Genomic DNA, 12,909 nt, shown 5'->3' with positions numbered 1-12,909 from the left:
GTTCGGTTCAGACCCGGTCGGCCCTGACGACCGCGAGACGCTCGACGCGTCGGCCCACCTCGAGCATTCCGATCCGCTCCAGCCAGTGCGCCCGCGCCGTCAGCACGGGCCCGAATGGAATCCACTGCTCGGCGACCACGCTCGCTCGCAGCCCAGCCGCGGTCAGGCCGTCGACCGTGCGGTCCACGTGTGCGAACTCGGAGTGGACGACGAAGATGGAGCCGCCGTCGGCCAGCAGCTCGGGGGCCCGCTCACACAGCGGGTCGAGAATCCGGCGCCCGTCGCGTCCGGCGTTCCACGCCGTCGCCGGTCCCGCCGACTCCGACACCGGCGCGTCGTCGGCGCCGTCGTCGAACGGCACGTAGGGCGGATTGCAGGTGACGACGTCGAAGGGCTCGAATTCGACTGCGCGCGTCCATGATCCGCGATGCACCTTGACTGCGAGCCCCGCCGTCGCGGCGTTGCTCCTGGCGCAGTCGACGGCAACAGAGCTCATCTCGAACGCCGCAACCGTCGCCGCACCCTGCTCGGCCGCGGCCAAGGCGACGACGCCGCTGCCCGAACACAGGTCCGCGACCCGGTTTCCGGCGGCCCGGCCGGAGACACGCAGCGCGCCGATCAGCAGCGCCGAATCCTCCTGCGGCGGGTAGACGCCGGTCGGTACGCGGATCGGGCCGGAACGGTCGATGAGTTCGTCGGTGAAGATCGTGGTCACTAGGTAGCTCCGTCACATCCTTGGGGGCGGTGCTTGCGACATGCCCCGTCGCCGGCGCTTTAATCTCCGCAACGCAAACGAATCACCGCGAGCCACGAGGTTTCAGCCCGGATGAGCGTGAAACCGGCTGGCACGGGTAAGGCTCCGACATGGCCTCACCGATCGGGAACGTCGACGCGAGTTTCGACGTCGTGGTCGTGGGTGGAGGCAACGGGGGCATCAGCGCCGCGGCGCGTCTGCTGCGCAAGGGCATCGCCGACGTCGCGGTCCTAGAACCACAGGTCGTGCACACCTACCGGCCCCTGCTCTCCTATGTCGGTGGCGGCCGAGCCGACCTGCGCAGCGCCGAGCGCACTCAACGATCGGTGACGCCCGAGGGCTGCACCTGGCTTCGCGATTCGGCCGTCGCCGTAGACGCGGAGGCGAGAACGGTGCAGCGTGCGTCGGGGCGGATGCTCCGCTACCGCGATCTGATCCTCGCTCCGGGACTGGTGCCCGACACCGACGAACTTCCCGGCGTCGACGCGGCGATGGATCACCCCGCGGTCGCGAGCAACTACCTCGACGCCGCCGACAAGACCTGGGATCTGGTGCGGCGCCTTCCAATTGGGAGTCACGCCGTCTTCACGGTGCCCCGGTCCCCGGTGAGTTGTACCGGCACGACCATGAAGCCGCTGTTCCTCGCCGCCGCATACTGGCGACGAATGCGCCGGCTTCCCGGCATCGACATGACCCTGGTGGTCGACCGTCCGACGCTGCTGGAGGCCCCGCGGCTGGACGAGCGAATTCACGAGGAGCTACGCGAACTCGGTGTGACGGTGCTCCTGAAGACCGGGGTGACCGGGTTGTTTCCGGCCGACTCTCACATCACCGTCACCAGCCGCCGCGACGGCACGGTACGCCCGATCGCCTACGACCTGCTGCACCTGGTGCCGCCGTTTCGCGGACCCCAATGGCTGGCCAACTCCGGCTTGGCCGCCGAGGACGCCTTCGGTGTCGCCGACGTCGACCCGGCGACGATGCGGCATCGCCGCCACCCGAACGTGTGGGGAGTCGGAGACGGGGCGAGCGTGGGCACCGATCCGTCGGGAGGGGCTCTGCGGCCGCAGGTCTCGATCATGGTGGACAACCTCGTGGGCGCACGCGCCGGTCGGCCCGCGTCGGCGGACTACGACGGGTACACCGTCGCGCCGATCGCCACCGACGACCACCATCTGATCACGGGCGAATTCACCAGGGACGGCGTGCTGGCCCCCTCGCTGCCGTCGTTCCTCGATCCGCTGAAGTCCCGGCGGGCGGCATGGGCGTTCGACCGCTACGGGCTCCCGCAGATCTACTGGAATCTGTTGCTGCGGGGCAGACTCTGACGTCGACGTCATCTTCGGTTGGCCGACGTGGGCGCGGGTACGTGCCCAAACATGGATGATCTGACGAAGAAGTTCGTCGCCGCCCTCGACCAATTGCACCGGGACGGCAACGCCGAGTCCCTGGTGGACCTGTTCGGTGCCGACGCGACGTTGAACAAGGCCGGGATGCCCCACGGGCAGACTGGGCGAGACGGTGCGCGCACGTTCTGGGAGCAGTACCGCCGCGTCTTCGGCGACATCGGCTCGACCTTTCATCACGTGGTCACCGGCGACGGCATCGCGTTCCTGGAGTGGACGTCCAACGGCACGCTGCCCAACGGTTCGGAGATCGCCTACGACGGGGTCAGCGTGCTGGAATCCAACGGCGGTGAGGTGATCGACGCGTTCCGCACGTTCTACGACACCGCGGCGTTCCTGGAGAAGCAGAGCGCCATCCGGTCCTGACCCGCAGACGGCGACGAGCCCCACTCCCAACGGGAATGGGGCTCATCGCATTCGGGCATCACTCCGACGGCGGCTCGAACAGCTGCAGATCATTGCCCTCGGAGTCCTTGAAGGTCGCGATGCGGCCCCAGGGATGCTCGCTGACCTCTCCGACGAACGTCACGCCCGCGTCGGTCAACCGGACGAGTTCGTCGTAGAGGGTGCCGTCGGGCTGCAGCGTGAGGACTGCCCCGCCCGTGCTCTCGCCGTGGGTCTCCTCGCGGCCGTTGAGCCCGATGGACACGCCGTTGGCGTCGAGTTCGGACCAATCCTCGCCCTCGCTCTTGACCTTCAGACCGAGAGTCTCGCCGTAGAACTTCAGCGCCCGACTCATGTCTTCGACGGGCATCCACACCGTCGCCACACCACTAGCCATTGTTCCTCCAGTCGTCACCGATGTACCTCAGGTGCACTTACCCGGTGACGGGATCGCTACACCCGTTGAGCGGCAACACTTTCCCGGAGCGAGAACGGTCGGCCTCAGTAGTAGTGCCGCCGGCCGCCGACGGCCCGCCCACGGGATCCCAGCAGGGCCAGCACCACGCCGACGACGAGCAGGATGACGCCGACGACGAGGAGCAGGTGCGCGAAGGCGAAGGTGGGAATCAGGCTCGGCAGGATGAAGCCGAGAACGATGAGGACGATTCCGAGAACGATCATGACGGTTCCCCTTTCGGTGGGCTGCGTGCCGAGCGGTGCTCGACCCACGTTCGATGAAAGACCCTTTGGGGTGGTCCGGATACACCCCTAGGGCGGTAATGTCCCTCCCCGTGGCCACCGACGACGCACGTCCGATCACCGTTGCACTGGTCGACGACTACGACGTGGTCGTGATGGGCGTGGCCAACATGTTCGACAACTACCGCGACCGCGTCGTGGTGGCCGAACTGGACACGACGATGGGCGTCAGCGACGAGGTCGACGTCGTCCTGTACGACTCGTTCGCCCAGCCGGAATCCGACCACCACGAGATCGGCGTGCTGGTCGCCAACCCACGGGCTCGTCGAGTCGTGGTGTACACGTGGAACTTTCATCCCGATCTGATCGAGAGCGCCAAACGCCATGGCGCTCATGGCTATTTGTCCAAGACGCTGCCCGCCCGCGACCTCGTGGCCGCACTCGAGGCGGTACACGCCGGCGAGATGGTGATCAGCGAGGCGCCGGCTCGCAGTCGCAGTGCGGTGGGCCTGGACTGGCCCGGCCGCGGCGAGGGGTTGAGCGACCGCGAGTCGGAGATCCTGGCCCTGATCACCCAGGGCAAGAGCAACGCCGAGGTGGCGGCCCTGACCTATCTCTCGCCGAACACCGTCAAGTCCTACATCCGCACGATCTACCGCAAGATCGACGTCACCAGTCGCACCAAGGCCGTGCTGTGGGGCGTCGACCATGGCTTCACCCCGGACCACCACCGCATCGAGCACTGGAAGGGCGGCCCGTGATCGGTGCGGGTGGGACGAATCTTGGCGTTCCCGTCGACCGTGATCCTCGGTAGAGTCGGCCGCTAGCCGACGCGACCGAGACCCCGTTACGTCGAGAATCTGGCAAACCCGCACGGAGTTGCCAGGCATGGTCGGGCGGGGGAGGTCGACGGTGAGGTCTCTTCGGTGGTGGTGGCGTCAACCGGACCACTTCGACTGGCTCAGCGCATTCCTCCACGTGCGCCGCATGGCGACGATGACGCGCGGGGTGATCGTCGCGGCGACGTCGTGCCTGGCCGCGGTTCCGTTCGTCATTCTGTTCGGGTCCGCGCCGCCCACCTCATCACTGCAGCAGACGTTGAGCGTGCTCGCCGGTGTCGGCGGACTCGCAGGCGCAGCGCTGTGGTTGCATCGGTTCCCGACGAAGAACCAGTCGATCGCGTACTCCGTCACGGCCAGTCTCAGCATCGCGTGCGCCGTCCTCGCCCAGAGTGATCCCCTGACGGCAATCCTCGGCTGCACCACCTTTGCGACGATCTCGGGCTACATCGCCCTGTTCCATACGCCCGCGCTGATGGTGGCGAACCTGATGGTCGTCGTCGCCGTCTCGGCCGTGCCCGCCGTGGCGCTGGTTGCCGCCGACGGCTACGTGCGCACCGTCAGCGCTTGCGCGGTGGTGCTGATCGGCAGCGTGGTCGTGCCCTACGGCGTGCAGATCATCGTCCACACTCTCGGCGTCGACCTGCTAAAGGCCGACCGCGACCCCCTGACCGGGCTGTACAACCGCCGCGCCTTCCTCCGGCGCACCGCCACGCTCACCGCCGTCAACGAGCACGGCACCCTGCTGATCGCGATGATCGACCTGGACCGATTCAAGCGCCTCAACGACACCCACGGTCATCACCACGGTGACCGTGCCCTGGCGGCGGTCGGCCGGGCGCTACGCGACCATGCGCCGCGCGGTTCGGTGATCGGACGCGCCGGCGGTGAGGAGTTCCTGGTGGCCGTCGACCTCGGAGACGACGACCCGTGGGTCGTCGGGCGGGGCCTGTGCCGGGCCGTCGAGGTGCTGCCCTTCGCGACCACCGCCAGTGTCGGCACCGCGTGCGCGCGGTTCGGCGAGACGTCGACGCAGGACGTCCACGACGCGATCACCGACCTCATCGCCGCCGCCGATGCCGCGATGTACGACGCGAAGCGCAACGGCGGCAACCAGACTCGTCACTACGGCCGCCTGGTGACACGTCATGACGCGGCGGTGCGGCACCGAACGTGGAGTCCCACCACCCGTCGGTGGGAAGCCCTACCGACCGCCGACACACCCCGGCCGGACCCGAGTCCGCACCGACGACGTGACCGCGACCGGTTCGCGTCCTGGTGACCGCCGGGTCACCACCGGTCCAGAACGCCCGCCACCTGGAGCAGGTAGACCACCGAGACGACCAGGAAGATCGCAAAGATCACACCGACCGCGATGAGTGCAGCCACCGCCACCGGCGTCATTCGGGTGCGCGGGGGAGGGTTTCGGTTCGCCGACTGCGACGTCGAGCCGGAGTCCGGCGGAGTCTCACCGGGCTCGACCCCGTGGGCGTCGCCGACCGTCGGGATCTCGACGGGATCGGGGTCTGGTGGCACCGCCGTCATCGCCGCGGCACCGACCCGACCGCATGGGTCGCCGCGGCCGCCGGGGCCATCAGCACGAGCAGCGGCACGTGCGACTGTCCGAGGACGAGTCGCCCGCCGCCCGGGCGGACGAACGCCACCGCCCTGCCGAAAGCGCTGGTCACAGTGCTCAGTGTCATGGCCACCCTCCTATCCGATTGGTGCTGACCACATCCCCGCCTGCGCGGGGTCTCAAACGCCGGCGGCGATTGCGACGCGCACTGCGCGGGTACCGTCGAGACATGACCAACCCCCTGAACCAACTGACGAACGTGGTGACTCAGGTCGCCGAGTCAGTGCTCGGGATAGTCGGCATCCGGGTTGGCACCGAGGAGCCGCCGCACGACACCGAACGGCTGCCCGGCGGTCTCGAGATTCGCCGCTACCGACCCCGCATCGCCGCCGAGACGACCGTCGAGGCCCCCGAGGAGCGGGCCCGCAACGAGGGATTCCGCAGGTTGGCCGGCTACATCTTCGGCGGCAACGGCGGCTCCGACGAGATCGCCATGACGGCGCCGGTCAGCCAGGCCGGATCCGGCGGGCGCAAGATCGCGATGACCGCTCCGGTGGCGCGCTCCGGTGACGACGAGAGCGGCTGGGTGATTCGCTTCTTCATGCCGTCGAAGTGGACGATGGCCACCCTTCCCACCCCCGACGACGACAGGGTGCGACTCGTCGAGGTGCCGGCGGAGACGGTCGCGGTGCTGCGCTTCACCGGCGACCGCGGCTCGGCCACGATCGCCGCCAAGTCCGATGAACTGCGCAAGGCGTTGCACGACAACGGAATCGAAGCCGTCGGTGAACCGCAGGCGTGGTTCTACGATCCGCCGTGGACGCTGCCGTTCCGCCGCCGCAACGAGGTCGTCGTCTCCGTCCGGTCCGATCCGGCCACCTGACTTCCTGGCGGGTCCACGAACTCGCACCGGGAACCGGGAATGAATCACCCGCCGTCGGTGTTGTGCGCCCCGTGACTGACAATGCCGAAACCGAAGCCGAACTGAGCCCCACCGACTGGGTGCGCGACCAGACCAAGCGCATCCTCGAGCAGGGCACCACCGACGGCGTCGAGGTGCTCGACCGTCCGATCGTCCTGTTCACCACCACCGGGGTGAAGTCGGGCAAGAAGCGCTACGTGCCGCTGATGCGTGTCGAATCCGACGGCAAGTACGCCATGGTCGCCTCCAAGGGCGGAGATCCCAAGCACCCGTCCTGGTACTTCAACGTCAAGGCCAATCCCACCGTCGACGTGCAGGACGGCGAGAAGGTCATGACCCTGCAGGCCCGCGAGGTCGACGGCCCCGAGCGCGAGCAATGGTGGAAGCTGGCCGTCGAGGCGTACCCGCCCTACGCCGAGTACCAGACCAAGACCGATCGGCAGATTCCCGTCTTCGTCCTGGAGTGACGCGTCCCAGGGGCTGGTCTACCGTTCGGTGACCCTCCCGCGGTCCACCATCCACGTGCGGTCCAACCGCACGTTGTGCAGCATCCGGCGGTCGTGCGTCACCAGTAGCAGCGCACCGTCGTAGCCGTCGAGCGCCTGCTCGAGTTGTTCGATCGCCGGCAGGTCCAGGTGGTTCGTCGGCTCGTCGAGCACCAGGACGTTGGTCCCGCGCGCCTGCAACAGCGCCAGTCCGGCGCGGGTTCGCTCACCCGGCGACAGATCGTCGACGCCACGCTCGACGTGGTCGGCGCGCAGCCCGAACTTCGCCAGCAGCGTGCGCACGTCGGCGGTGGTCCAGTCCGGCACCCGATCGGAGAACCGGTCGACGAGACGCCCGGCCCCGGTGAAGTCGGCGCGGGCCTGGTCGACCTCGCCGATGGCGACGTTCGCCCCGAGGCTGGCCCGGCCCCGGTCGGGCAGCTGACGTCCCAGCAGCAGCCGCAGCAACGTCGACTTTCCCGCGCCGTTGGGGCCGGTGATGCCGATCCGTTCGCCGGCGTCGACCTGCACCGACACCGGACCGAGAACGAAGTCCCCCTGCCGCAATACGGCGTCGGACAGGGTGGCGACGACCGAGCTCGACCGCGGCGCGGCGCCGATGGTGAACTCCAGGTTCCACTCCTTGCGGGGCTCGACGACCTCCTCCAGACGCGCGATGCGGCTCTCCATCTGCCGCACCTTCTGCGCTTGCTTCTCGCTGGACTCGGTGGCCGCACGCCGCCGGTTCTTGTCGTTGTCCGGCGCCTTGCGCATCGCGTTGCGAACACCCTGGCTCGACCATTCCCGCTGCGTGCGGGCGCGTGCCACGAGATCGGCCTTCTTGTCGGCGAATTCGTCGTACTGCTCACGCCGGTGGCGACGGCCGATCTCGCGTTCCTCCAGATAGCTCTCGTAGCCGCCGCCGAAGACCGTCGTGGTGTTCTGCGCCAGGTCGAGTTCGAGCACGCGCGTCACGCTGCGGGAGAGGAACTCGCGGTCGTGGCTGACCAGCACAACCCCGCCGCGGAGGTCGTGCACGAACTGCTCGAGCCGGTCGAGGCCGTCGAGGTCGAGATCGTTGGTGGGCTCGTCGAGCAACACCAGGTCGAAGCGTGACACCACCAGCGCCGCCAACCCCACGCGGGCCGCCTGGCCACCCGACAGCGCGGTCATCGGGGTGGCGTCCGGTCGCACGTCGGTGGTGTCGAGCCCGAGGTCGGCCAGTACCGCAGGCAGCCGCTCGTCGAGATCCGCCGCACCGCTGGCGAGCCACCGGTCCAGGGCGGCGGCGTAGACGTCCGCCGGGTCCGCTCCCCCCGGTCCAGCGCCCTCGTCGGCCAGGGCGGCCGCGGCGGCGTCCATGGCCAGCGTCGCGGCGGTGCAGCCCGCGCGGCGCGCGACGTAGGCGGCGACGGTCTCCCCGGGCACCCGTTCGTGCTCCTGCGGCAGCCAACCGACGAACGCGTCGGGCGGGGCGAGGCTCACCGTCCCCTCGAGCGGTTCGAGGTCCCCGGCCAGGATGCGCAGCAGCGTGCTCTTGCCCGCACCGTTGGCGCCCACCACTCCGACGACGTCACCCGGTGCCACCGTCAGGTCGAGCCCCTCGAAGAGCGTGCGGTGGGCGAATCCGCCTGCCACGTCCTTCGCGACGAGCGTTGCAGTCATGCGGTCATCGTCTCACCGGGAGGCGATTGGCACTCGAGCCGCCGGGCCGTTAGCTTCTCCAAGGTGATGACCTCAGCTGCCGGTGCAGTCGCACGGTGGATCTCCCCGTTCCTGGCGGTCGCCGCCGTCGCCACCACCGCGCTCGTCGCGCAACCCGTCCACGTCACCGGCGCTCCTGCGGTGCGACTGGCCGCCGACGGGAACCCGTTGGCCACGTTGCCCTTCTACGTGAATCCGAACTCGAAGGCGATGCGCGCCGCCAACGGCGCGGGGAGCCCCGAACTGACCGCGATCGCGAACACGCCGACCGCGTACTGGATGGACCACCTGTCCACCCCGGCCGTCGACGCCAAGTACATCGCCGACGCACAAGCCGCCGGCACCATGCCAATCCTGGCGCTTTACGGCATCCCGCATCGGGACTGTGGCAGCTTCGCCGCCGGCGGGTTCGGCTCGGCCGGGGCCTACCGCGGGTGGATCGACACCGTGGCGGCCGACATCGGCGGCGGCCCGGCGGCCGTCATCCTCGAACCCGACGCCCTCGCGATGGCCGACTGCCTCTCCGGTGACCAGCGACAGGAACGCTTCGACCTGATGAGCTACGCGGTCGACTCGCTGACCCGCAACCCGGGCACGGCCGTGTACGTCGACGCCGGGCATTCCCGGTGGGTCAGCGCCGACGAGATGGCGGCGCGGCTCAACCAGGTCGGCATCGCCAAGGCGCGCGGCTTCAGCTTGAACACCGCCAACTTCTTCACCACCGGCGAGGAAACCGGCTACGGCGACGCCATCTCCGGCATGGTCGGCGGCAAGCCCTACGTCATCGACACCTCACGCAACGGCAACGGCCCCGTCGAGGGTGACCCGCTCTACTGGTGCAACCCCAGCGGCCGCGCTCTAGGAGCTGCTCCCACCGCCAACACCGGCAACGGCAACATCGACGCGTTCCTGTGGGTGAAGCGCCCCGGGGAGTCCGACGGCTCGTGCCGTGGATCCGCCGGGGCGGGCACCTTCGTCAACCAGTACGCCATCGACCTGGCCCGCAACGCGGGCCAATAGAGCTAGTCCTTGGCGGCGCGCTCGGCCTGACGCTTCTCCTTCTCGACTTCGGCGAGACGTTCGAGGCGGTCGGCGTCGGCGCGCTTGGTCCGAGCCGCGTCCCGCCTTTGCTGCGCGTCTTCCAGGGTGTCCTCCGCGGCTGCGGTGACCCGCTTCTCGGCAGAGGAGATGCGCTGCTCGTCGGCGCGCTTGGCCGCCTCGGCCTGCTTCCTGAGGCGCGCGGCAACGTCGTCGGCCTCCTTCTTCGTGTCACCGGCCCGCTTCTGGGCGGCCTCGGTGGCGGCGCGCTTGCGCTTGTCCGCAGATGCCTTCGCCTCGTCGATGGCCCGCTCCTTGGCGGTCCGCGCGTCGCGAACGCCGTCGACCACCTCTTGGCGCGAGGACTCGAGCTCCTCGTCAGCCCGTTGGACTTCGGCATCCGCCGCCGCCTCCAGGCGAGCGGCCCGGGCGAGTTCGTCGCTGCGCTTGGCCAGTGACGCGCCGCGCCGCGTGAGCCGGGCGTCGCCGAGGGCATTGCCGATGGTGGCGTCGAGCACCCCCAGCGACCGCTCATAGGCCAGCCGCGCCGGCGCCTCGACGTCCATCCGCGCCACTACTCGCTCCTCGATGAGCTGCAACGGAAAGCGGATGAACTCGTACTGGAACCGCAGGATGGTGCGGGGAATGGTCACGATGCTCATGTCTGAATCCTTGGGGTGGTCGTCGTTCACGGCAGGTCGGCGGCGTCGGTCAGGTTCTCGGCACGCCGTCTGGCCTCTTCGGCCTCGGCACGAGCGGCCGCCGCGTCGTCGACGGCAGCTCGATGCTCCTCGACGGCGTCGGTGGCATCACTGGCGGCGGCCCGAACGTCGACGCGCTCCTGCGCCGCGGCTCGTTCCTCTTCGCGCTGCGCGTCGGTCTCGGCCTGGGTGGCCGCATGCTGCGACTCCTGCTGGGCGGTCCGCTCGGCGGCGGACTTCTGTCCGGCCTGCTGTGTCACGATCGAACTCTCGACCGAGGCGGTGCGCGCGTCGACGGCGATTCGCTCCTGCGCCCCCTCGAGCCTCGCCTCGGTGGCACGCTGACGGGCCTCCTCGGCCTCGGCGTCGGCAACTGCCTGAATGCTGTTGGCTTCCTTGCGTTCTCGAGCCTGAGTCTGCTCCAGCTGTCCCTCTGCGGTCAGCGAATCGTTGCCCGTCATGGCGCCTGCGATTTCCTTGGCCTTGCCCTTGACCGAGTCGATCAGGCCCTTGCGCGCCTCGTCGGACATGTCGTGCTCACTCATGAAACTCCTCTGGCATCCATGCGGTGTACCAATCGGCCCGCACGGTGCAGATGCTCGGATCGCGGGAGGTTGAAACCCCGTCGGGCATGTGACCTGACGCGCGCGACTCCGAATCGCGCACGCCCCGTGAGCCTTCGACGGCGTTTCAGCCCCCTGGCGCCGGGTACTCGGCGGGGTCGTCGATTGGAGGCGGCATCGTCGAAATGCAGGTGACGCGTCGTGCCCGAGGGTGACACGGTCTACGCGCTGGCCCGGCGCCTGGACGCCGCACTGCGCGGCCGGACGCTGACCCACGGGCGGCTACGGGTTCCCCGGCACGCCACGGCCGACCTGGAGGGGCGCACGGTGCTCGGCCACGACACGCACGGCAAGCACCTGTTGACCCGATTCTCTGACGGTCTCACGCTCCACACGCACGTGCTGATGTCGGGTTCGTGGACGGTGTCTGCGACCGGTCGCTGGTTGCCGAGGACCGTCATGCCCGACGTGCGGGTGGTGTTGCGCACCGACGGCCCCGCGGCCTACGGCGTCGGGATACCACGCGTGGACCTGCTGCCGACGCGCGACGAGGCGCTCGCCGTCGGTCATCTCGGTCCGGATCCCCTGCGCGCCGACTGGGACCTCGACGAGGCCGCCCGGCGGGTGTCCGCCGATCCCGCCCGACCCGTCGTCGCCGTCCTGCTCGACCAGCGGTGCGTGGCCGGGTTCGGCAATCTCTGGGCCAACGAGCTGTGCTTCCTGCGCGGCCTCGGCCCGTGGACGCCGGTCGGGAAGGTGGACGTCGTCGCGCTGCTGGAGCTTGGCGCCCGGGCGCTTCGCCATTCGGCCACCACCCCCGGTGCCATGCAGGTCACGACCGGCGCGCGCCGCAAGGGCGAGCAGCACTGGGTGGCCGGGCGCGCGGGGCGACCCTGTCTGCGCTGCGGCACCACCGTGCAGGTGGTCGCCGAGGTGAGCAACGATCCGGAGCGCCGGCGTACCTGGTGGTGCCCGACGTGTCAGCCCGGGCCACCGCGTCCGACCCGTTAGTCAGCGGAATCGCGTAGCGCCTCGTCGAGCACGACGGTCACCCGGAAGCCGCACAGCACCAGGATGTGCACCACGAAGAGCCACAGCGCCAGCGCCGAGACAGCGCCGACGATGGGCAGCCCACCGAATGGCGCCGACCACTCGACGGGGATGGCCAGGAACAGGATGAAGCCCTGCATGAATCCGGCGAGGATCGCACCGCTGGAGAATGCGCCGATCACCAGCGCGCGCGGGGCGATGCGGCCCGGACCGATGAGGCCGAACACCCCGACCAGCGCCGTCGACACCGTCACCCACACGACGTGGAACGCCACGACGACGCCCCACACGAGCGACCATCCGCTGCCCGCGTACAGCGGTCCGACGTACGGCGCGGCCACCAGCACCGCCAGCACCAGGAACGGGGCGACGGCGGCGACCCCGAGCAGACCGGCCCGCCCCCGCCAGCCGGTGAGGGTGTCGCGGGCCGAGGACATCTGCACGAACGCCCGGCGCAGCCCCTCGCCGTACAGACTGGCCGGGAACAACACCACCAGCGCCTGCACCCACGACATCGACAGGGCAACCTCGGTCAGCTTCCGCAACGCCGCCGGGGTTCCATGGCCTTGGGGCAGCCCGTCGATGCCGGCGTTCATCGCGGCGGTGACGGTGTCCGGGCCCACCAGTGCGCCGACGGCCCACAGCGACGCCAGAGCCAGCGGCACCAGGCCGATCACGCCGAAGTAGGTCGCGCCCGCGGCCCAGAGCGCGAGGTCGCTGCCGGGAAAGGTCTTGCGCACCCCGGACGCGAGTTCGCGGGCGCGGCTCGCCGCGATCACCGGCTGTCC

At 69.5% G+C, this 12,909-nt stretch carries 17 protein-coding genes; 8 read left to right on the top strand and 9 right to left on the bottom strand.

What is annotated here, in order from left to right; all coding sequences use genetic code 11:
* Window positions 1-7: 7 nt before the first annotated feature.
* Window positions 8-715: a HemK2/MTQ2 family protein methyltransferase gene (locus tag ABZ195_RS01345; protein ID WP_355214161.1), complete on the bottom strand. Its 708-nt coding sequence runs from the start codon at window positions 713-715 to the stop codon at window positions 8-10.
* Between the two features lie 149 nt (window positions 716-864).
* On the opposite strand from ABZ195_RS01345, the gene ABZ195_RS01340 reads away from it, so the two are divergent.
* Window positions 865-2,082, top strand: coding sequence for an FAD/NAD(P)-binding oxidoreductase (locus ABZ195_RS01340; RefSeq protein ID WP_355214159.1), 1,218 nt, complete (start codon window positions 865-867; stop codon window positions 2,080-2,082).
* 51 nt (window positions 2,083-2,133) lie between these two features.
* Window positions 2,134-2,526 (top strand): nuclear transport factor 2 family protein, encoded by a 393-nt coding sequence (locus ABZ195_RS01335; RefSeq protein ID WP_355214157.1) that lies wholly within the window; start codon window positions 2,134-2,136, stop codon window positions 2,524-2,526.
* A gap of 58 nt (window positions 2,527-2,584) precedes the next feature.
* On the opposite strand, the gene ABZ195_RS01330 is transcribed toward ABZ195_RS01335, so the two are convergent.
* Window positions 2,585-2,941 carry a VOC family protein gene (locus ABZ195_RS01330; protein WP_355214155.1) on the bottom strand — a complete coding sequence of 119 codons (357 nt, stop codon included), beginning with the start codon at window positions 2,939-2,941 and terminating at the stop codon, window positions 2,585-2,587.
* Window positions 2,942-3,045: 104 nt separating this feature from the next.
* Window positions 3,046-3,225 carry a DUF6131 family protein gene (locus ABZ195_RS01325; protein ID WP_149483929.1) on the bottom strand — a complete coding sequence of 60 codons (180 nt, stop codon included), beginning with the start codon at window positions 3,223-3,225 and terminating at the stop codon, window positions 3,046-3,048.
* A 110-nt stretch (window positions 3,226-3,335) separates the two neighbouring features.
* Between ABZ195_RS01325 and ABZ195_RS01320 the strand changes: the two genes are divergently transcribed.
* A complete protein-coding gene (locus tag ABZ195_RS01320) occupies window positions 3,336-4,004 on the top strand; it encodes a response regulator transcription factor (RefSeq protein WP_355214154.1) in 669 nt (222 codons plus the stop codon).
* 151 nt (window positions 4,005-4,155) lie between these two features.
* Window positions 4,156-5,364, top strand: coding sequence for a GGDEF domain-containing protein (locus ABZ195_RS01315; protein WP_355214152.1), 1,209 nt, complete (start codon window positions 4,156-4,158; stop codon window positions 5,362-5,364).
* Window positions 5,365-5,372: 8 nt separating this feature from the next.
* Here ABZ195_RS01315 and ABZ195_RS01310 read toward each other — a convergent pair whose 3' ends face one another.
* On the bottom strand, window positions 5,373-5,627 hold the full coding sequence (locus ABZ195_RS01310) for a DUF6480 family protein (RefSeq protein ID WP_355214150.1): 255 nt from the start codon (window positions 5,625-5,627) through the stop codon (window positions 5,373-5,375).
* Window positions 5,624-5,785: a hypothetical protein gene (locus ABZ195_RS01305; protein ID WP_355214148.1), complete on the bottom strand. Its 162-nt coding sequence runs from the start codon at window positions 5,783-5,785 to the stop codon at window positions 5,624-5,626. The genes ABZ195_RS01310 and ABZ195_RS01305 overlap by 4 nt, the downstream gene beginning before the upstream one ends.
* Window positions 5,786-5,887: 102 nt before the next feature.
* On the opposite strand from ABZ195_RS01305, the gene ABZ195_RS01300 reads away from it, so the two are divergent.
* Both ABZ195_RS01300 and ABZ195_RS01295 read left to right on the top strand, forming a co-directional pair.
* The gene (locus ABZ195_RS01300; protein ID WP_355214146.1) at window positions 5,888-6,541 is read left to right on the top strand and encodes a heme-binding protein; all 654 of its coding nucleotides are present in this window, start codon (window positions 5,888-5,890) and stop codon (window positions 6,539-6,541) included.
* Window positions 6,542-6,612: 71 nt separating this feature from the next.
* Window positions 6,613-7,047 (top strand): nitroreductase family deazaflavin-dependent oxidoreductase, encoded by a 435-nt coding sequence (locus ABZ195_RS01295; RefSeq protein WP_355214144.1) that lies wholly within the window; start codon window positions 6,613-6,615, stop codon window positions 7,045-7,047.
* Between the two features lie 18 nt (window positions 7,048-7,065).
* Here the strand turns inward: ABZ195_RS01295 and ABZ195_RS01290 are convergent, their stop codons facing one another.
* Window positions 7,066-8,730: an ABC-F family ATP-binding cassette domain-containing protein gene (locus ABZ195_RS01290; protein ID WP_355214142.1), complete on the bottom strand. Its 1,665-nt coding sequence runs from the start codon at window positions 8,728-8,730 to the stop codon at window positions 7,066-7,068.
* 66 nt (window positions 8,731-8,796) lie between these two features.
* On the opposite strand from ABZ195_RS01290, the gene ABZ195_RS01285 reads away from it, so the two are divergent.
* Window positions 8,797-9,789, top strand: a complete 993-nt coding sequence (locus ABZ195_RS01285) for a glycoside hydrolase family 6 protein (protein WP_355214140.1) — start codon at window positions 8,797-8,799, stop codon at window positions 9,787-9,789.
* A gap of 2 nt (window positions 9,790-9,791) precedes the next feature.
* Here ABZ195_RS01285 and ABZ195_RS01280 read toward each other — a convergent pair whose 3' ends face one another.
* Complete coding sequence (locus ABZ195_RS01280; protein ID WP_355214138.1) at window positions 9,792-10,469, bottom strand: IF2 family translation initiation factor; 678 nt, start codon at window positions 10,467-10,469, stop codon at window positions 9,792-9,794.
* Between the two features lie 26 nt (window positions 10,470-10,495).
* Window positions 10,496-11,053 (bottom strand): CsbD family protein, encoded by a 558-nt coding sequence (locus ABZ195_RS01275; protein ID WP_355214136.1) that lies wholly within the window; start codon window positions 11,051-11,053, stop codon window positions 10,496-10,498.
* 219 nt (window positions 11,054-11,272) lie between these two features.
* Here ABZ195_RS01275 and ABZ195_RS01270 point away from each other — a divergent pair, with 219 nt between their 5' ends.
* Window positions 11,273-12,082 carry a DNA-formamidopyrimidine glycosylase family protein gene (locus ABZ195_RS01270; protein WP_355214134.1) on the top strand — a complete coding sequence of 270 codons (810 nt, stop codon included), beginning with the start codon at window positions 11,273-11,275 and terminating at the stop codon, window positions 12,080-12,082.
* Here ABZ195_RS01270 and ABZ195_RS01265 read toward each other — a convergent pair.
* The gene (locus tag ABZ195_RS01265; RefSeq protein WP_355214133.1) at window positions 12,079-12,900 is read right to left on the bottom strand and encodes a YhjD/YihY/BrkB family envelope integrity protein; all 822 of its coding nucleotides are present in this window, start codon (window positions 12,898-12,900) and stop codon (window positions 12,079-12,081) included. The genes ABZ195_RS01270 and ABZ195_RS01265 overlap by 4 nt on opposite strands.
* Window positions 12,901-12,909 lie beyond the last annotated feature (9 nt).

This window comes from Mycobacterium sp. NPDC006124 (genome assembly GCF_040614235.1).
GTDB lineage: Bacteria > Actinomycetota > Actinomycetes > Mycobacteriales > Mycobacteriaceae > Mycobacterium.
Note: the sequence above shows the minus strand (reverse complement) of the source record. Positions and strands in the feature narration are given on the sequence as shown.

Coding starts and splice junctions, on each gene's coding strand:
- ABZ195_RS01340 (WP_355214159.1), top strand. CDS start 865: ATGGCCTCACCGATCGGGAACGTCGACGCGAGTTTCGACGTCGTGGTC.
- ABZ195_RS01335 (WP_355214157.1), top strand. CDS start 2,134: ATGGATGATCTGACGAAGAAGTTCGTCGCCGCCCTCGACCAATTGCAC.
- ABZ195_RS01330 (WP_355214155.1), bottom strand. CDS start 2,941: ATGGCTAGTGGTGTGGCGACGGTGTGGATGCCCGTCGAAGACATGAGT.
- ABZ195_RS01325 (WP_149483929.1), bottom strand. CDS start 3,225: ATGATCGTTCTCGGAATCGTCCTCATCGTTCTCGGCTTCATCCTGCCG.
- ABZ195_RS01310 (WP_355214150.1), bottom strand. CDS start 5,627: ATGACGGCGGTGCCACCAGACCCCGATCCCGTCGAGATCCCGACGGTC.
- ABZ195_RS01305 (WP_355214148.1), bottom strand. CDS start 5,785: ATGACACTGAGCACTGTGACCAGCGCTTTCGGCAGGGCGGTGGCGTTC.
- ABZ195_RS01300 (WP_355214146.1), top strand. CDS start 5,888: ATGACCAACCCCCTGAACCAACTGACGAACGTGGTGACTCAGGTCGCC.
- ABZ195_RS01290 (WP_355214142.1), bottom strand. CDS start 8,730: ATGACTGCAACGCTCGTCGCGAAGGACGTGGCAGGCGGATTCGCCCAC.
- ABZ195_RS01285 (WP_355214140.1), top strand. CDS start 8,797: ATGACCTCAGCTGCCGGTGCAGTCGCACGGTGGATCTCCCCGTTCCTG.
- ABZ195_RS01280 (WP_355214138.1), bottom strand. CDS start 10,469: ATGAGCATCGTGACCATTCCCCGCACCATCCTGCGGTTCCAGTACGAG.
- ABZ195_RS01275 (WP_355214136.1), bottom strand. CDS start 11,053: ATGAGTGAGCACGACATGTCCGACGAGGCGCGCAAGGGCCTGATCGAC.